Below are 18,445 nucleotides of genomic sequence, written 5' to 3'. Positions count from 1 at the left end.
GCCGGAGGCCGGGCGGGCCGTCAGTGCGCGGGCCGCGGCCGCTCGACGGGGCCCTGGGCGACCTCGATGTTGTCGTGGAGCGCGTCCGCCGCCTCGGCGGTGGCGGTGGCGGAGACCAGCAGCAGGAGCAGCACGACCGCGCCCGCCCGGCGGGCGAGCGGGCCGGCGCTCGGCGGGGGCGCGAGCAGGGCGCTCATCCGCCGCGGCACCGGGCCCGCCGTCGCCGTGAGGACGGAGGCGGGACGCCGCGCGAGCGGGGTCGCGGAGGCGGCGAGCGCGGCCCTGCCGACCGCCCGCGCGGCCAGCCGGCGGTCGCCGACGGCGGCGGCCGCCTGCTCGTCGGCCCACCGCTCGCACTGGTAGGCGATCGGCGCGCGGAGCGCCCGCAGCGCGGGGTGCAGGCAGGCCGCCAGGTCGGCGGTCAGCGCGAGCAGGTGGTGGCGGCAGCGGAGGTGGGCGCGTTCGTGGGCGAGCAGGACGGCCTGCTCGTCGGGGGCGAGGCTGCCCAGCATCCCGGAGGTCACGACGACGGTTCCCGGCCGGCCGGGGAGGGCGAAGGCGTCGGGCTTGGCGTCGGGGAGGACGACCAGGTCGCCGGCGCGGCCGGCCGCCGCACCGCGGATCGCCGCGTGGTAGCGGCGGGAGTCGTGCCGGCGCAGGGTCCGGACGGCGGCCCAGGCGGACGCGGCGCCGACGGGCAGCGCGGCGCAGCCGAGCGCCAGGGTGACCGGGCCGTCGGGCAGCAGCGGCGGGGAGAGGTGGCCGAGGGCGGCGACCGGCGGCAGGTGCAGCAGGGCGTCGGCGGCCAGCAGGGCGACGGCGGTGCCGGCCAGGACGCCGGCGACGGCGGTGGCGAGGGTGAGCAGGAGCGCCGCCCAGCGGGGCGGGAGCAGCGCGGCGAGCCGGCGGGCGGCCGGGACGGTGATCCACGGGGCGAGGAGCGGTGCCCAGATCGCCCAGGTCACCGCGGGTCCTGCGGGTCGGCGGAGGCGGCGAGCAGGGCGCGGACGACTTCCTCGTCGTCGGCGCTGAGCCGGGAGATGAAGCGGGCGAGGGTGCCGGGGCGGTCGCCGCCGCGGTCGAGTTCGCTGTGCATCCGCTGGGCGGAGAGCGCGGCGGGGTCCTCGACGGCGGCGCTGTACGCGAAGCCCCGACCCTGCCGGGTGCGCCGCACGCTCCCCTTGTCGTACAGGCGGGCGAGGATGGTGGCGACCGTGGTGCGGGCCAGCTCGCCGGGGAGGGACTGCTGCACCTCGGGCGCGGTGAGCGGCCGGTCGGCGGCCCACAGGGCGGCCAGGACCGCGCTCTCCAGTTCGCCCGCCTGGCGTCGTGTCGGGTCGTTCACCTGGCCCGGCCTCCCTGTGCCGTCTACATCGGCGTAGTCCGTCGACGGGGTCTAGTATCGCCCGTCCGGGTCATTCGTCCTACCGGCGGCCGCCAGCAGCGGCACCGTGAGCGCCAGCCACCCGGCCGCCAGCAGCCACCCGCCGAGGATGTCCAACGGCCAGTGCACGCCCAGGTAGACGCGGGTCGCGCCGACGGCGGCGGCCACCACGCCGATCACTGCCACGACGGCGCCGGTCCACGCCCTGCGGACGCCCCGCAGCAGCGCCCAGCCGAGCAGACCGCCGGCGAGGGCCGCGGTGAAGGCGTGCCCCGACGGGAAGGACCAGCCGGACGGCGAGGCGCCGATCCAGTCCGCGACCGGGGGCCGGGGGCGGGCGAAGGCGTGCATCAGTCCGTTCCGGACCAGCTGGCCCGCGGCCAGGACCAGGACGGGCGCGCCGACGGCGAGCAGCACCGGCCGGCGCGGGGTGCGCGGCAGCGGCCGGGCGAGGAGCAGGCCCGCGGCGGCGGCCGCGAGGTACGGCGCGACTCCCGCGCCGAGGACGGTGACCGCCTCGGCGGTACTGACCGCCCAGGCCGGGCGGTGCGCGACCGACCAGTCGTGCAGGGCCGACTCCGCCGGGAGGGGCGCCCAGTCGCGGGCGGCGAGCAGGACGGCGAGCACGGCGAAGAGCAGCAACGGCACGACGACCGCCCCGGTCCGGCGGGTACGGAGGGCGGGGCCGGGCACCGTCACGTCCCGAGCAGCAGGCGCAGCCGGCCCGCCCGCAGGGACGCCACGGCCGGGCCCGCGAGCAGGGCCGCACGGGCCAGCAGTGCACCGAGGGCCAGCCCCAGCAGCGCGCCCGCCAGGACGTCGTGCGGGTAGTGCACGCCGACGAACACCCGGGAGGCGCCCATCGCGACCGCCGCCAGGGCGGCCGCCGCGCCGAGCCGCCGGTCGCACCGCCACAGGACCGCGGCCGCGGCGAAGGCGATCACCGTGTGGTTGCTCGGCAGCGACCAGTCGCCCGGGCCCGGGCAGGCTTCCAGGGTGGTCCCGGCCGGGAGCACCCGGCACGGGCGCGGCTCGCGCAGCACGGACTTCAGGGCGGTGTCGACGGCGAAGACGGCCACCACGATCAGCGGGGCGGCGAGCGCCACGGCCATGCCCGGGGCGGACGCCCGGCGGGCCCGCCACCACGCGGCGAGCATCAGCATGGCGAAGACCGCCAGGCCGTAGGCGGACCACAGCGCCACCGACTCCCCGACCGCGGCCGGGGCACGGTGGGCGAGGCCGGTGACGTCCAGGTAGAGCGAGCCGTCGATGCGCGAGCCGTCGAGGGCGAGGAGGGTGGTGCTCACCGGCATGGGCGGGCGCCTCTCGTCGGGGACGCCTCGGCGCCCGGTTGTGTCTACAGCAATGTAGACACAAGCGGGCTGTCGAGGCCAATCCGGCGGCTACCCGGCGAGGGCGCCGTCGCTCCTCCGCAGCCCGGTGCGCCTCGGGCCCACGGCCCGCACCCCAGGAGCCGGGGGCCGCTCCCAGCGGCCCGCCAGGTCGGCGTAGCGGGGGGACTCGGCGAGCAGCCGGTCGTGGGTGCCGAGGCGGGTGTCGCTGCCGTCGAGGAGGAGGACGCGGCGGGCCCGGCGGGCGGAGCCCATCCGGTGGGCGATCACGATCAGCGCACCGTCGCGGTCGGCGAAGGCCTGCTCGGCGCGGGCCTCGGCGGCCGCGTCGAGGTGGCAGGTCGCCTCGTCGAGGACGACCAGCCGGGCCGGCGAGAGGTGCACCCGGGCGAGGGCCAGGAGCTGGCGCTCGCCCTCGGAGAGCGCGGACGGGGAGTCGATCGGCGCGTCGTAGCCGCCCAGGCGTTCGACCAGCGGCTCCAGGCCGAGCGCCCGGACGGACGCGTCGAGCGCCGCGGGGTCGGCGTCCGGGGCGAGGTAGGTGAGGTTCTCGCGGACGGTACCGGTGAAGACGTACGCCTCCTGCGGGATCAGCGCGACCTCGCGGCGCAGCCACGCGGACGGCACCCGGTCGAGCGGCACCCCGCCGTACGTGACCGTGCCGCCGGTCGGTGCCTCCAGGCCGGTGAGCAGCAGGGCGAGGGTGGACTTCCCGATGCCGCTCGGTCCGACCACGGCCAGGTGGTCGCACGGCTCCAGCCGGAGGTCGAACCCGTCGACGACCGGCGCGGCGTGCGGCCCGTACCGGAAGGTGAGTCCGCGCACGGCGAGCCCGCCCGGGCCGGGCACGCCGTCCGGAGCCGGGTCGGACGCCGCCGGAGCGGTGGTCGCCTCGGCCAACCGGCGCAGGACCGCGTCGAGTTGGACGCCCCAGGTGCCCAGCAGGGTGGAGAGCGAGCGCAGCGCCGGGTCCAGTCCGGTGATCAGGTACGTCACCGCGCCGGCCGCCGCTCCGGCGCTCAGCCGGCCGGAGCCGACCAGGCCCGGCAGGGCCGGCACCACGACGAGCAGCGGGAGTTGGGAGCCGAGCAGGACGACCGCGCGGCGGCCCGCACCCGCCCGGCCGAGCGCGGCGACAGCGCGGGCCTGCGCCTCGGTGGCGGCGTCGACGGCCGCCCGGGCCCGGTCGCGGGCACCGCACGCGACCACGTCGCGCAGGGCGTCGAGGACCCCGCCGGCCTCCCGGGCGAGCGCCTCGTCCGCCAGCAGCACGGCGCGCTGGCGGGCCGCCAGGGTACGCAGCAGCAGGGCGAGCAGCAGCAGGGCGGCGGCGACGCACGGCAGCACCAGCAGGGCGACCGCGCCGGACAGCGCGGCGAGCCCGACCACCGCCGCGACCAGGGCGAACGCCACCTGCCGGACGGTGCGCAGCAGCGCGGCGACCAGGTTGCGGACGCTCTCCACCTGCTCGGTGAGACGGGCGACCGCGGCCGGGTCCCGCGGTTCGCGGCCGGTGGCCCAGGCGTGGACGGAGCCGGACACGGTCCGCCGGACGAGGGCGTCGCGCAGCGGCTCGACCACGTCGCTCAGGGCGGGGAAGATCCGGCGCACCGCGAACGCGCGGACGGCGAGCGCGGCGCCGAACAGCAGCAGCCAGCCGAACCCGGCCCACGGACGCTGCGCGAGGAACCCCCGGTCGAGCGCGGCGGCCAGCAGCACGCCGGACAGCAGCGGCGGCGCGGCCTCCACCAGCGACCAGCCCGCCACCCGCGCCAACGGACCCGGACGGGAGGCGAGTTCGGCACACAACAGGCGCAGCCCGGCGGTCCGGCGGGGCGGAACGGGCCGCGCCGCAGCCGGGTCGACGGGGGTCAACGCGCCGGACATGGCGCTCCTTCCGGTACGGCGGACTCCGAGGCCGCCGGGTCGAAGACCGCCCGGTACGCCGGGTCGGTGTCCCACAGCTCCGCGTGGCGGCCCGTACCGCGCACCCGGCCCGCGTCCAGCCAGACCACCAGGTCGGCGCGGGCGGCGGTGGCGGCGCGGTGGGTGACGAGCAGCCGGGTGCGGTCGGCGAGGCCCTCGACGATGGCCGTCTCCACCCGGGCGGCGGTGACGGTGTCCAGGCTGGAGAGGGCGTCGTCCAGCACCAGGACCCGGGCGTCCTGGGCGACGGCGCGGGCCAGTCCGAGGCGCTGCGCCTCGCCGCCGGACCTCGGCGCCTCGGCGAGCGGGGTGTCGTACCGGCCCGGCAACCGGTCGACGAACGCGGCGATCCCGGCCGCCCCCGCGGCGGCCCGGACCGCCGCCGCGCCGGCGGCGCCCGCACCCCCGTCGGGGCGGCCGTACCCGATCGCCGCCGCGACCGTGTCGCCGGGCAGGCCGGGCCGGGCGAACGCGCAGGCCACGGCGGAGCGCAGGGCGTCCTCGCGGAGTGCGGTGAGCGGGATTCCGTCGAGCAGGACGCTGCCCCCGTCGGGGTCGAGCAGCCGGGCGGCGAGCCCGGCGAGGGTGCTTCGCCCGGAGCCGGACCGGCCCACCACGGCGACCAGCGCACCCGGCGGCAGGGTGAGCCGCACACCGTCCAGGACCGTCCGGTCGGCTGCCCGGACGGTCACCGAGCGGAACTCCAGCAGGCCTTTGGGGCGAGGGAGTTCACGTGTTCCGGCGGGGGGAGGCGGCAGGTCGAGGACCTCGGCGAGCCGACGGGCGCCGGCCCGCGCCTGGGCGACGCCCATCAGCGCGTCCGCCTGGTTGAACAGGGCGGTGCCGAGCAGGGTGTACGAGGCCGCCGCGAGCAGTTGGCCCGCGCTCAACCGGCCGGCCGCCACGCCCGCGCCGCCGGTGGCCAGCACGGCCACCTCGACCAGCGGCAGCAGCAGGCCGAGCCGCCACGCCGCACCCGCCTGCGCCAGCCACAGGCTCCGTCCGGCAGTGGAGAGTTCGGCCAGCGGGGCGAGCACCCGCTCGGTCTCCCGGGCGGCGGTGCCGCAGGCGCGGACGGTACGGGCACCCCGCATGGCGTCCGCCAACAGCGCGGCGATCCGGCCCAGGTGGCGCTGGTAGGTCAGGGACAGCTCCGAGGAGCCGGCCACGAACCGGCGCATCACCGCGACCGCCGGGACGGTGCCCAGCAGGAACGCCACCGCGAGCGGCCAGTCGATCAGTGCCAGCGCCAGCAGCCCGCCGAGCGAGGTGAGGGCGGCGGTCGCGGCACCGACCAGCGCCGGCGCGACCGAGGCCGCGCGGGAGGCCGCGCCGATCAGGCGGCTGTTGAGGTCGCCGGCCGGAACGGCCCGCAGCGCGGACGGCCCGGCCGCCAGGACGTGGGCGGTCAGGTCGCGGCGCAGCCGCGCGGTGACGGCGGCGGAGGCGGCGGGGCCGGCGGCCGCCGCCAGCATGTCGGCGAGGGCGGCGAGCAGGAGCAGCGCGGCGAGGACGGCGACGGCGCCGACCGGGACGGTGCCGCGCAGGGCGCCGTCGACGGCGGCGGACGCGGCGGCGGGCAGGGCGAGGCCGGCGCCCGCGGCGGTGAGGGTGGCCGCGGCGAGGGCGACGGTCCAGCCGGGTGTCCGGCGGACCGCATCGGCGAGCAGTCGGTCGCCGGTCCGGGCCGGGCCCGGCGGCCGGGCGGCGCCTGCGGTGCGGCGTCGGGGCTTCATCGGTGGGCACTCCTGGTCACGGGCGGCGGGTGGCCGACTCGGCGGACGGCGGGGCAACGGCGATGCGGCAACGGCGGCGGGGCCGGGTCCGGCGGGCGGGGCGGGAAGGTGTCCCGCCCGGCCCCCGGGCCCGGCCCCGGGATCAGCCCGGCGTCGACGCCGGATCCGCGCCGCCCGCCGGGGCGGCGCGGGTCCGGTCGTCAACGCGCGGTCAGCGCGGCGTGGTTCAGCCGGTCCAGGTGCAGGTGAACCAGCAGGTGTCCTCGCAGCGGCCGAGACCCGCGGGCTCCTCCTCGGTCAGCTGCTGCAGGGCGTCCAGCTCCAGGTCGAACTCCATGACGAACTCCTTCTCCGTGGTGGGTGACGGTGCTTGTGGGGTGGTTCAGCCGGTCCAGGTGCAGGTGAACCAGCAGGTGTCCTCGCAGCGGCCCAGGCCCGCGGGCTCCTCCTCGGTCAGCTGCTGCAGGGCGTCCAGCTCCAGGTCGAACTCCATGACGAACTCCTTCTTCGGTTTCTTCGATGTCACGTGGGTGTGCGGGTCGGTCAGTTGGTCCAGGCGCAGGTGAACCAGCAGGTGCTCTCGCAGCGGCCGAGGCCGGCCGGCTCCTCCTCGGTCAGCTGCTGCAGGGCGTCGAGCTCGAGCTCGATGTCCATGGGTGTCCCCCCTTTCTCCGTCGGTGTGCGGGTGGTGCGGGTGCGCCGGTGTCGGCGCTCCTCCGGGCGGGGCGTCAGAGCGCGCCCGTACGGAGGAAGTCGGTGAGGGCGGTGCGGACGGCCGCGCCGCCGGGGCCGCCGGGCGGGTAGTGCCCGGCCCCGGGGATCTCCCGGTGGGCGAAGTCCGTGCCGGGGCGGCGGCCGAGGGCGAGCAGCCGGTCGCGCAGCTCGCGGGACTGGCCGACGGGGACGACCTCGTCCCGTTCGCCGTGGAGCAGCAGCAGGGGCACCCGGATCCGCTCCGCCTGCCGGTACAGGTCGCGTTCGGCGGCCGTCTCGGCGGGTGCGGCGAGCCGGTCCAGCAGCGAACGCACCCCGGGCGAGCCGGCGGCGGCCAGGCGCGGTACGGAGAGGAACGGTGCCACGGCGGCGCAGCGCGACCAGCGGTCGGGCGCCCCGGCGGCGGCCAGCACGGCGAGCCAGGCGCCGTAGCTGATGCCGTACAGGGCAGGCGCCTCCAGGCCGTTGGCCGTCCGCCAGGCGGCGAGTTCACGGCCGGCCCGCTGGACGTCGTCGAGGTCGGGGCCGCCCCAGTCGTCACGGATCGCGTCCCGGTGGGCGGCTCCGTAGCCGGTGCTGCCGCGCTGGTTGAGGGCTACGACGGCGATGCCGGCGGCGGCGAACTCGCGCAGCAGCGGGTCGAACTCGTACCGCCAGGCGGCGGACGGGCCGCCGTGCAGGGCGAGTACGGCCCGTTCGGCCGTCCACGGGTCGCCGTACACCACGGCCTCCGAGCCGGCGACCTCCCGCAGGGCGGCCGAGGGTCGCCCGGCCGGCCGGGCCCGGTGGCGGCCGGGCACGGTGACCGGGGCGGCGGGCGTGTCGGGGGTGGAGTGGATCAGCTGCAGCCCCGCCCTCCCCCAGTGCGCGCGGTCGCCGAACGTGCCTGGGGCGGATGGCAGTTCGACGGCCGTGTCGGTCGCGAGGTCGTGGACGAGCAGCCGGTCGACCGCGCCGTGCCCGGAGCGGACCGCGAGTCGGCCGCCGGACGGGTCGATGGCGAGCGGCCGGACCGTCCCGGGAAGGGAGTTGAGGCCGTCCGGGTACGCGGTCGGCGTGCTGCCGTCGAGCGGGCGCAGGCCCAGCCGGTGGCCGCCGCCGGCGGTGGGGACGGCGACCAGGGCCCGTCCGCCGCCGGTGAGCAGCAGGCGTTCGCCCGCTTCGGCGCCGGGCAGCGGGGTGGTCCGGCCGGTCGCCGTGTCGACGATCGCTCCGTGGGCCGCGCCGCCGGCGACGACCAGTCCGGCCAGGTGCCGCCGGTCGAGCCAGCTGCCGCCGAGCAGGCCGCCGGGGATCCCGGCGAGGTCGGCCAGCTCCGGGCCGGGGCCGGTGAGCAGGCGCAGGGTGGAGCGGCGGTCGCCGTCGGTGGTGACCAGGACGGCCAGGGCGTCGCGTCCGGGCCAGGGCAGCAGCCGGACGGCGGCGTGGTGCACGGTGCCGAGCGGCCGGGGCCGGTCGTCGCCGGGGGTGGCGGTGAGCAGGTCGTGCCGTCCCCCGCCGCCGCGGCAGAGCAGCAGGCGGCCGTCGGGCAGCGGCAGGCACTGGGTGCGCGGGGTCTCAGCGTCCCCGGCGGCGGGCAGGTGCGCCCGCTCGGGGGCGCCGTCGCGCAGCGTCCAGAGCTCGGCGGTGTAGCGGCCGTCGGCCCGGGCGGCGAGGCAGCCGAGCCGGTCTCCGTCGGCGGAGTACGCGATGCCCAGCCGGGCGTGGACCGCGGGCGCGGCGGTGAGCGTCGTCGCGGTCATCGGGCCGCCTCCGGGCCCGGGACGGGAAGCCAGGGGCGCGGGCCGCCGTGCTGCAGGCGGTGCAGGAAGTCGAGGGCGCCGGCGGTTCCGGTCTGGTAGTCGGCGACCACGTCCACGGCGGTCTCGTCGGGGATCAGCCGCCGGCCGTCGCGGACGGTGTGCCGGACGTCGATGCAGGCGGCCAGCTCCTCGGCGTGCCCGAGCCAGCGGGGTTCGCCCAGCAGGTGGGCGAGGTCGAGCAGGAACTGGCCGTTCCCGGCGAGGCCGTGGCAGGTGGCGGGCGAGGTCTGCCAGCGCTGCCGCACGACGGCCGCGCCCGCCGCCTCCGCTGCCGTGCGGAAGCGGGCCTCCCCGGTGGCGGCCCACAGCCGGACCAGGAAGGTCCCGACGCCGGACGAGCCGCTGCACCAGTTCGGCAGCCGGCTGTCGGTGCCGGACGCGGCGCCCTCGCCGGTGCCCCACCAGGCGGCGTCGCCGTCGTGGTCGGCGGCGGCGAGCAGGCTGTCCCCGGCGCGGACCGCGAGGGCCCGCAGGTCCTCGCGGTCCGCGGCCCGGCCGGCGGCGAGCAGGAAGGTGCCGATGCCGGCGGTGCCGTGCGCGAAGCCGTGGTGGGTGAGGCCGGCCAGCGCCGAGTCGAAGTCGGCGGGGATCGGCCAGCAGACCCGTCCGCCGGGGTGCTGCTCGGTGCGCTCGGCCAGGCCGTCGGCGGCCTGCTCGGCGCGGACCAGGAAATCGGGGTCGCCGGTGGCGTGCCAGAGGTGGAGCTGGGTGAGCCCGGCCCCGGCCGCGCCGTGGCAGACGTCGGGATTCGGCCAGCTCAGCGGTGTCCGGCGGGCCAGGTCGAGGGCGCGGCCGGCCATCGCCGGGTCGCCCAGCACGCGGGCGGCGTCGTACAGCGCCCAGGCGGTGCCGGAGCGGCCGAAGTAGAGGCCGGGCAGCACGGTCGGTTCGGCGGGCAGGGCGCGCTCCAGCCAGTCGGCGGCGGTGCGCAGCCCGGCGAGCGCGGCGGCGCTGCGCGGCGCCAGGCGGGTGAGCAGGGCGACCGGCCCGGCGGCGCCGTGCTGGACCGCCACCGGGTCGGTGGTGGCGCCGAACCCGCCGGTGGTCCACAGGCGTTGGGCGTCGGGTGCCATGGTGGCGAGCAGGTGGTCCAGGCCGTCGGCGAGCAGCCGCTCGCACCGTTCGGGCGCGATCGCGGCCCGGGCCGGTCCGGCGGTCAGGCCGGCGGGCACCGCCGCGGGCGGCACCGGTCGCGGGTCGGCGAGTTCGGCGCGCACCGCGTCGAGTCCCGGCCGCCGGGCGGGATCCTCGTCCAGCAGCGCGAGGACCAGCGGCGCCAGCCGCCGTACGGCGCGGCTGCGGACCCCGGCGACGGCGAGCAGCTCGCCGAGCCGGACCGCGAAGGGCCGACCGGGCGGGTCGTCCGGGGCGAACACCGGGTCCGCGCCGGTGGCGAGGTGGAACAGCACCGCGCCGAGGCTGTACAGGTCGGCGCCGAAACCCGGTGCGGGCGACCACCGTTCGGCCGCCATCTGCTCGGGCGCGGCGTAGCCGGGAGTGCCCGCGCGGTGGACGTACGTGCCGGGCGCGGTGGCGAGTTCGACGTCGACCAGGGCGACCAGGTCGCCACCGTCCACCATCAGGTTGTTGGGGGTGAGGTCGCGCAGCACCAGGCCGTGCCCGTGCACCTCGGCGAGCAGGTCGGTGATCCGGCGGGCCAGGGCGAGCACCCGCCCGACGGGCGGGCCGGTGAGCCCGGCGGGGCCGGTCAGGTGGTCGGCGGTCCAGCGGCGCAGCGGGACGCCGGGCACCACGCTCTGGGCGAGGAAGAGGTCCTGGCCGTGCTCGAAGAGGGCGAGGCCGCGCGGGGCGCGGTCGAGGTCGGCCAGCCGGTCGAGGACGGCCGCCTCGCGCCGCAGCGCGTCCCGGGCGTCCTCCCCGTTCGGCCGGGCCGCGGTGTGCGGGCGAGCCTGCTTGAGGATCACGGCCGCGCCGGTCACCCGGTCGACCGCGCGGAAGACACCGCCCTTGTTGGCGTGCCGGATCGCCCCGCGCACCTCGTACCGCCCGCCGAGCAGCACCGGCCCGGCGGTCCGGGCCGCCGCCTCCGGGGCGGGGAACGGACAGGTGGCCCACGCGGGCGGCGTGTACGCGGGCCGCCGCTCGTCGCGCACCGACCCGCCGTCCGGACCGGTGAGCCGCAGCTCGTAGCTGCCGTCGTTGCCGAGCTCCCGCCGACCGCGGAAGACGCCGTAGCGGTAGTGCACCAGGCTGCCGGGGCGGTACGGACGGTCGGAGAGGATCCGCTGGCCCGGCAGCCCGGCGGTGGCCCGGTCGAGCGCCTCGGCGACCCGCAGCGCCTGGTCGTCGTCCACCGGGTAGGCGGTGAGGAACTTGCCCGCCCCGGCCCGGTCGTAGCGGCCGGAGACCAGCGCCTCGACCCGCTCCAGCGTGCCGGCGAACTTGAACGCGCAGTCCAGCGCGAACAGCTGCTCGGCGGCCCGGGCCAGCACGTGCGGCGCGGACAGCGGGGTGGCCGACACGTGCAGCTTCCAGCCCTGCGGACGGGGCCGGTGGGCGGGCGGCAGCAGCCGGGTCCAGAACTCCTCGGCCCGCAGCTCCCAGCCGGTGGCACCGGCACGCTCCATCACCAGCCGCACCTGCCCGGCCAGCGGGAACTCCGCCGCGCCCGTCGCAACCGCAGCCGCACCCGCCGGCGCGCCCTGCCCGATCTCCCGCTCGTCCGTGACCGCCTGTCGCCCCGTCACTTCCCCGCCTCCCCCGTTGCCGTCCCCCTTGCAGGCACTACGGTGCTGCGCCGCGGACGCCGGGCACAGAGCAGTCCACTACTCAACCGGGCGGCGCCCACTACTCACCCCGGCGCGACACGACCGGAACGCATCGGTTCGATTCCGCCGGACGCTGCGACAATGGCCTGCGGCACCGCATCCGAACCGGGGGGTAAACGATGACTGCCGCGTACCGACGCCTGCCCATGTCCCTGTCCGGCCTGCCCTTCGTCGGGCGCCGCGCCGAACTCTCGGCCCTTCGCTCGGCGTTGCGCCGACCGACCGTACGGGCGGCGGTCGTCACCGGGCCGCCCGGCGCCGGGAAGAGCCGCACCGGTGAGGAGTTCCTGGTCGCCGCCGAGCAGGCCGGACACCGATGTTGGCGGATCAGAGCCACCGAGGCGGCGGCCGCGGTGCCGCTGCTCGCCCTGGCGCCGCTCCTGCCGCCGCAGCACGCCGACGACCCGGTGGAACTGTTCCGCGAGGTCGCCCGGAAGGTCACCGGCGGCGGACCCCGCCCGGTCGTCCTGGTCGACGACGCCCACCGGCTCGACCCCACCTCGCTCTCCCTGCTCGGCCTGCTCGCCGAACAGGCCGGGCTCTTCCTCGTCGCCACCCTGCCCGCCGAGACCGACCTGCCGGAGATCCTGCGCACCTGGTGGCGGCAGGACACCCTGCGACACGTCCCGCTCGACCCGTTCGGCCCGCAGGAGACCGGCGAACTGCTGCACGCCGCACTCGGCGGCCCCGTCGCCGCACCGGCCCGGGCCGCCTTCGACACCGCCGGGGGCGGAAACCCGCTCCTGCTCCGCGAGTTGCTGCGCACCGCCGTCACCGCCGGCACCCTGCGCGACATCCGCGGCATCTGGTGCCTCGACGGCTCCCTCGACCAACTCACCGTCGACGGCCTCGTCCCCGACCTGCTCCGCGACCTGCCCCGCGAACAGCGCACCGTCCTCGAACTCCTCGCCCACTGCGGCCCCGTCGGCCTCGACGACGCCCTCCACCACGCCACCGCCGACGCCCTCGCCGAACTCGAGGAACTCGACCTGCTCACCGTCTGGACGGACGACCGCCGCACCCACACCGCCCTCGCCCACGCCTGGCACGCACCCCTGCTCCGCGCCCGCACCACCCTCGTCCGCGCCCGCGCCCTGCTGCTCGGGCAGGCCGCCCGGGTCCGCGCCCACGGCGCCCGCCGCGGCGGCGACGAACTCGCCCTCGCCTGCTGGGACCTCGACGCCACCGGCACCGCCTGCCCCGATCTGCTGGTGCGCGCCGCCGGGCAGGCCCTGCGCAGCGACGACGTCCCCACCATGTGCCGGCTCGCCCGCGCCGCCCTCCTCCACGGACCGAACGTCGCCGCCGGCCTGATGCTCGGCGAAGCCCTCGGCCAGCAGGGCGACTTCGCCGAAGCCCTGCCCGTCCTGCGCGACGCCTTCGCCGCCGCCCGCACCGGGACCGACGTCGCGGCCGCCGCCGTCACCCTCGCCACCACCCTCTTCTACGGCGTCGAACAGCCCGCCGACGCCATGGCCGTCCTCACCGGAGCCACCACCCGCATCGGCCCCCACCCCGCCCTCACCGCCTGCGAAGCCACCCTCCTCACCGCCGCCGGCCGCACCGCCGAGGCCCAGCTGGCCCTCACCCGCCACCCCGCCGCCGCGACAACCGCAGAGCAACCCGCCACAGGCGCCGCCGTGCCCGCAACCGCCAGCGCGCTCCACCAGCCCGCCGCAGGCGCGAGCGAGCCCACGTCCGTGCCCGCCGCACGCGCAGGGCAGCCCGCACCCCCGCCGCAGCAGCAGCCCGCCGCAGGCGCGAGCGGCCCGGCAGCCGTCACCGAACCCCCCGCCGGAGGCGGGTCGCAGGGGAGCGTCCTCGAACTCCAGGCCCGCCTGCGCGTCGAGATGGCCTCCGGCCGCGTCGCGGACGCGGTGGAGACCTGCCGGACCGCCTACGCCGCCCACCGGCGCCTCGCCGACCGGTCCGCCGTCTACTACCCGGCCCGCAACCTCTACCTCCTCGCGGTGGCCCTGTTGGAGGCGGGCCGGCTGCCGGAGGGCGAGGCGGCGGCCCGGGAGGGCCAGGCGGCGATGCTGCGTTCGCCCGTTCCGGCGCTGACCGCGTGGTTCCCGTGGGCGCTGGGCCGGATCGCCCTGGAGCGGGGCCGTCCGGCGTCCGCGCTGGCGCATTTCCGTGAGGCCCGCGCGCAGGCGCGGTTGCGCCGCCAGCCGTTCGTGGAACGGCGTGCGCTCGCGGGCGCGGTGCTGGCGGCGGCCCATCTCGGGCAGGTCGCCCCGGAGGCGGCGGAGCTGGACGGTCCGGCCGGGCCGGACGCGCCGGTCCGTGCCTGGGACACCGTCCGCGCGCAGGCGTGGGCGACGCTGTGCGCCGGCAATCTGCCGACGGCCGCGGCGCTGCTGCGGTCCGCCGCGGGGCACGCGCTCGCGGACGGGGAGGTGACGGCGGCGGTCGCGATGCTGGACGACCTGGTGCGCTGGGGCGTGGCCGAGGAGGCGGACGCGCTCGCGGCGGCGGCGGCCCGGATGCAGGGCCCGTACGCGGCGGCCCGCGCCGAGTTGGCGTTGGCGGCGGGCGCGGGCCGCGCGGAGGCGCTGGAGGCTGCGGCGGAGCGGCTCGCCGGGCTGGGTGCGGACCTGCGGGCGGCGGAGGGTTTCGCGGCGGCGGCGCTCGCCTGGCAGGCGGCGGGGCACCGGGGCCGGTCGGCGCGGGCGGCGCAGCGTTCGCAGGATCTGGCGGCGGGGTGCGAGGGTGCCGCGACGCCGGGTCTGACGCCGTTGCCGGGTGCGGATCCGCTGAGTTCCCGCGAGCGGGAGATCGCGCTGATGGCGGCGCGGGGCCGGACGAGTCGGGAGATCGCCGCGGAGTGCGTCCTGTCGACCCGTACGGTCGACAACCACCTGGCGCGGATCTACCGCAAGCTCGGCATCTCCAACCGCACGGAGCTGCCGGGCATCCTGCTCCCCGCCGCCGGGGTCTGACACCTCTCCCCTGCCATGTGACCGGCGAGTAGGGTGGCGCGGGACGGTACTGCGCGAACGGGGGTCGGCCGGGATGGGCGAGCTGCACACGGGCTTCTTCGGCTCGGTGGACGAGGTGGTCGAGCGGCTGGCCAAGGCGGGCTACCTGGCCTCGCAGGCGGTGGCCACCACCGTCTTCCTGGCGGACCGCCTCGGCAAGCCGCTGCTGGTGGAGGGCCCGGCGGGGGTCGGCAAGACGGAGCTCGCCAAGGCGGTCGCGGCGGTGGCGGACGCGCGGCTGGTCCGTCTGCAGTGCTACGAAGGCATCGACGAGTCCCGGGCGCTGTACGAGTGGAACCACGCCAAGCAGTTGCTGCGGATCACCGCGGGCCGTGACGGCGGCTGGGACGCCGCCCGGACCGACGTGTTCGGCGAGGAGTTCCTGCTGCCGCGCCCGCTGCTGACGGCGATCCGGAACGACGGGCCGACGGTCCTGCTGGTGGACGAGACGGACAAGGCGGACCTGGAGGTGGAGGCGCTGCTCCTGGAGGTCCTGGGCGACTTCCAGGTGACCGTCCCGGAGTTGGGGACGATCCGGGCCGCGCGGCGCCCGTTCGTGCTGCTCACCTCGAATGCGACCCGCGAGCTGTCGGAGGCGCTGCGCCGCCGCTGCCTCTTCCTCCATCTGGGCTTCCCGGACGCGGAGTTGGAGGAGCGGATCGTCCGCCTGCGGGTGCCCGGGCTGGACGCGGCACTGGCCGCCTCGCTGGTCCGGGTGGTGAACGCGCTGCGGGCGATGGACCTGCGCAAGGCCCCGTCGGTCGCCGAGACCGTCGACTGGGCGCGCACCCTGCTCGCCCTGGGCGCCGACCGGCTGGACGAGGAGGTGGTCCGGACGAGCCTGGGCGTGGTCCTCAAGCACCAGGAGGACATCGTGCGCGCCGCCGAGAAGCTCACCCCGGCATGACCGGCGCGACCGGCACGAATGACCCGGCGGCCCGACTGACCGGCCTGGTCCGGGCGTTGCGCGGGCACGGCATCCCGATCGGGCCGGCCGAGACCGTGGACGCGGCGGCGGTCGCCGGGGCGCTGGGCTTCGCCGACCGCGAGCGGCTGCGCGAGGGGCTGGCCGCCGCAGTCCTCCGCTCCTCGACCCAGCGGACCGTCTTCGACCCGGTGTTCGACCTGTTCTTCCCGCTCGGGGTGGGCCGACCGGAAGCCGCCCGCGAGCAGGCGGCCGCGCCGGACGTCGAGGAGCTGCGCGCCCGCCTGGCCGAGGCGCTGGCGAGCGGGGACCGCACCGCGCTCGCCCGGCTGGCCGGCGAGGCGGTGGACGCGCTGGGCCGCTACGGATCGGCCCCGGGCTCGGACGGCTTCTCCGCGCACCAGGCGCTCGGTCGCCTCCAGCCGGAGACGCTGCTGGCCCGGGTGCTCGCCGGCCTGGGCCGGGACAGCGCCGGAACGGGCAGCGCCGGCGCCGCCTTCACCGACCGCCTGGAGGCGGACGAAGTGCGCCGCCGGATCCGCGAGTTCCGCGCCCGGGTCGGCACCGAGGCACGCCGCCGGGTGGCCGAGCTGCGCGGTACCGAGCGGATCGCCGCCCGCGCCGTCGCGCCCACCGTCGACCAACTCGACTTCCTCACCGCGGGCCGCGAGCAGCTCGCCGAACTGCGGCGTGCCGTCCAGCCGTTGGCCCGCAAACTGGCCACCCGGCTGGCCGCCCGGCGGCGCCGGGCGGCGCGCGGGCAGCTGGACCTGCGGCGGACGCTGCGCCGCTCGCTGTCCACCGGCGGAGTGCCGCTGCGGCCCGCCTACCGGCAACGGCGGCCCGGCAAGCCGGATTTGGTGCTGCTGTGCGACGTCTCCGGCTCGGTGGCGGGGTTCTCTGACTTCACCGTGCTGCTGGTCCGGGCGATCAGCGAACAGTTCGGCCGGGTCCGGGTGTTCGCCTTCGTCAACCGCACCGCGGAGGTCACCCACCTGCTCACCGGTCCGAGCGCGGCGCCCGCCGGGGCGGCCCGTCGCATCCTCACCGAGGCGAAGGTGGCGGGCTACCACGGCAGCAGCGACTACGGCGCGGCGCTCCGCCAGTTCGCCGACGAGCACCTGACCGCGGTCGGCCCCCGCACCGCGGTCCTGGTCCTCGGCGACGCCCGCACCAACGGCTTCGACCCCGACACCGACGCCCTGCGCCGGATCGCCGCCGCCGCGCGCCGCGTCCACTGGCTCAACCCCGAGCCGCCGTCCCAGTGGGGCTCCGGCGACTCCGCGGCCCTCGCCTACGCCCAGGTCGTCCCCATGCACCCCTGCCGCAACGCCCGCCGGCTCACCGCCCTCGCCTCCCGCCTCCTCCCCGTCTGACGACCGGGGGCCACCCGGCACCCGGGGCCACCCGGCAGCTGCGGCTCACGGGCGGCCGGTGAGGGTGACGATGGAGGAGTCCCAGTCGGGGCCGTGCGGGACGACGGCGCTGAGCACGACGTCGGTGTGGTGGGTCCAGGAGTTGATCCGGGCGTGGACGTTCTGCTCGCAGGTCTTCTTCACCACGTCTCCGCCCAGGTAGGAGCCGAGGTGCATGTTGACGGCCCTCAGCTCGACGCAGCCGGAGACCGCCTCGATGTAGCCGCGCAGCCGGTAGCCGTTGTTCTCCTTGGTGACGGTCAGGTCGGCGACGCCGTCGCTGGAGCCGTCGCCCGCGGTCGCGTGCAGGTAGATGCTCTGCTCCTGCACCGTCCCCCGGCCGGTGCCCGCCGCTGCCGCGCCGGGCAGGGCCGCGCAGAGGACAAGGGCCAGTACTGCTGCACCACGACGCACGGACGCTCCCGATTCCCCGAAGGCTCACGATCGACGTGGCGCTCAACGGCGCCGGCGCCCGCCGGGACACGGTCCACTGCTCCGTCCGGACGACGCGGCCGGACTACCCTGGGCGCATGCGCGTACGTCCGATGCTCGACAGTCCGGTGGACGGCGGCGGTCCGCCGGCCGCCCGCCCCGGCGGCCCGGAGGACATCGCCGGGCTGCTCGCCGCGCGCGGTGTCGCGGTGCTGAGCGGGGCGGGACTGTCCACCGAGTCGGGGATCCCCGACTACCGGGGTGCGACCGGCCGGCACCGCCGACACCGGCCGATGACGTTCCAGGAGTTCACCGCGGGCGAGGAGGCCCGCCGCCGGTACTGGGCGCGCAGCCACGTCGGCTGGCGGACGATCACCGGCGCCCGCCCGAACGCGGGCCACCACGCGGTAGAGGCGCTGCGCCGCACGGGCCACGTCTCCGCGGTGATCACCCAGAACGTGGACGGCCTGCACCGGGCGGCCGGCACCGCCGACGCGGTCGAGCTGCACGGCGGCCTGGACCGGGTCCTCTGCCTGGGCTGCGGGCGCACCTCCACCCGGGAGCGGCTGGACGCGCGCCTGCACGAGCTGAACGGCACGCCGGGCCGGGCGGAGGGTGTCCGGGTGAACCCGGACGGCGACGTGGAACTGCCGGACGAGCTGGTGGCCGGTTTCCGGGTGGCGCCGTGCGAGGCGTGCGGCGGCGTCCTCAAGCCGGACGTGGTGTTCTTCGGCGAGAACGTGCCCAAGCCCCGGGTCGAGCACTGCTACCGGCTGGTGGAAGCGGCGTCCGGCCTGCTGGTGCTGGGGTCCTCGCTCACCGTGATGTCGGGCCTGCGCTTCGTCCGGTACGCCGCCAAGGCCGGCAAGCCGGTGGTGATCGTCAACCAGGGTCCGACCCGCGGCGACGGGCTGGCCACCGCCACGGTCGACCTCCCGCTCGGCCCGACCCTGACCGCCCTCGCCGACCGTCTCAAGGGCTGACGG

General features: G+C 77.8%; 13 protein-coding genes. 4 read left to right on the top strand and 9 right to left on the bottom strand.

Going from position 1 to position 18,445, the window contains the following annotated elements; all coding sequences use genetic code 11:
* Positions 1-20: 20 nt before the first annotated feature.
* The 8 genes from ABEB06_RS32595 to lanL all read right to left on the bottom strand — a co-directional run bounded on the left by ABEB06_RS32595 (position 21) and on the right by lanL (position 11,622).
* Entirely contained in the window at positions 21-965 is a 945-nt protein-coding gene (locus ABEB06_RS32595; protein ID WP_345700509.1) for a M56 family metallopeptidase, read from the bottom strand.
* On the bottom strand, positions 962-1,345 hold the full coding sequence (locus ABEB06_RS32590) for a BlaI/MecI/CopY family transcriptional regulator (protein ID WP_345700508.1): 384 nt from the start codon (positions 1,343-1,345) through the stop codon (positions 962-964). Before ABEB06_RS32590 ends, ABEB06_RS32595 begins: the two co-directional genes overlap by 4 nt.
* A gap of 51 nt (positions 1,346-1,396) precedes the next feature.
* Positions 1,397-2,083, bottom strand: coding sequence for a phosphatase PAP2 family protein (locus ABEB06_RS32585; protein WP_345700507.1), 687 nt, complete (start codon positions 2,081-2,083; stop codon positions 1,397-1,399).
* Complete coding sequence (locus ABEB06_RS32580) at positions 2,080-2,697, bottom strand: phosphatase PAP2 family protein (protein WP_345700506.1); 618 nt, start codon at positions 2,695-2,697, stop codon at positions 2,080-2,082. Before ABEB06_RS32580 ends, ABEB06_RS32585 begins: the two co-directional genes overlap by 4 nt.
* Before the next feature lie 90 nt (positions 2,698-2,787).
* On the bottom strand, positions 2,788-4,623 hold the full coding sequence (locus ABEB06_RS32575; protein ID WP_345700505.1) for an ATP-binding cassette domain-containing protein: 1,836 nt from the start codon (positions 4,621-4,623) through the stop codon (positions 2,788-2,790).
* Positions 4,608-6,398: an ABC transporter ATP-binding protein gene (locus tag ABEB06_RS32570; protein ID WP_345700504.1), complete on the bottom strand. Its 1,791-nt coding sequence runs from the start codon at positions 6,396-6,398 to the stop codon at positions 4,608-4,610. Before ABEB06_RS32570 ends, ABEB06_RS32575 begins: the two co-directional genes overlap by 16 nt.
* Before the next feature lie 728 nt (positions 6,399-7,126).
* Positions 7,127-8,854 carry an alpha/beta hydrolase family protein gene (locus ABEB06_RS32565; RefSeq protein ID WP_345700503.1) on the bottom strand — a complete coding sequence of 576 codons (1,728 nt, stop codon included), beginning with the start codon at positions 8,852-8,854 and terminating at the stop codon, positions 7,127-7,129.
* On the bottom strand, positions 8,851-11,622 hold the full coding sequence (gene lanL, locus ABEB06_RS32560) for a class IV lanthionine synthetase LanL (protein ID WP_345700502.1): 2,772 nt from the start codon (positions 11,620-11,622) through the stop codon (positions 8,851-8,853). Before lanL ends, ABEB06_RS32565 begins: the two co-directional genes overlap by 4 nt.
* Positions 11,623-11,822: 200 nt before the next feature.
* Between lanL and ABEB06_RS32555 the strand changes: the two genes are divergently transcribed.
* The 3 genes from ABEB06_RS32555 (at position 11,823) to ABEB06_RS32545 (ending at position 16,988) form a co-directional block, all read left to right on the top strand.
* The gene (locus ABEB06_RS32555; protein ID WP_345700501.1) at positions 11,823-14,648 is read left to right on the top strand and encodes a helix-turn-helix transcriptional regulator; all 2,826 of its coding nucleotides are present in this window, start codon (positions 11,823-11,825) and stop codon (positions 14,646-14,648) included.
* Positions 14,649-14,721: 73 nt separating this feature from the next.
* Complete coding sequence (locus ABEB06_RS32550; RefSeq protein WP_345700500.1) at positions 14,722-15,594, top strand: AAA family ATPase; 873 nt, start codon at positions 14,722-14,724, stop codon at positions 15,592-15,594.
* Complete coding sequence (locus ABEB06_RS32545) at positions 15,591-16,988, top strand: VWA domain-containing protein (RefSeq protein WP_345700499.1); 1,398 nt, start codon at positions 15,591-15,593, stop codon at positions 16,986-16,988. Before ABEB06_RS32550 ends, ABEB06_RS32545 begins: the two co-directional genes overlap by 4 nt.
* Before the next feature lie 45 nt (positions 16,989-17,033).
* Here ABEB06_RS32545 and ABEB06_RS32540 read toward each other — a convergent pair whose 3' ends face one another.
* Entirely contained in the window at positions 17,034-17,441 is a 408-nt protein-coding gene (locus tag ABEB06_RS32540; protein ID WP_345700498.1) for a hypothetical protein, read from the bottom strand.
* Between the two features lie 116 nt (positions 17,442-17,557).
* Between ABEB06_RS32540 and ABEB06_RS32535 the strand changes: the two genes are divergently transcribed.
* The gene (locus tag ABEB06_RS32535) at positions 17,558-18,442 is read left to right on the top strand and encodes an NAD-dependent protein deacetylase (RefSeq protein WP_345700497.1); all 885 of its coding nucleotides are present in this window, start codon (positions 17,558-17,560) and stop codon (positions 18,440-18,442) included.
* Positions 18,443-18,445 lie beyond the last annotated feature (3 nt).

The sequence above is a fragment of the Kitasatospora terrestris genome (assembly GCF_039542905.1).
In the GTDB taxonomy this organism is placed as follows: Bacteria; Actinomycetota; Actinomycetes; order Streptomycetales; family Streptomycetaceae; genus Kitasatospora; species Kitasatospora terrestris.
This window is presented reverse-complemented; position numbering and strand designations above follow the sequence as displayed.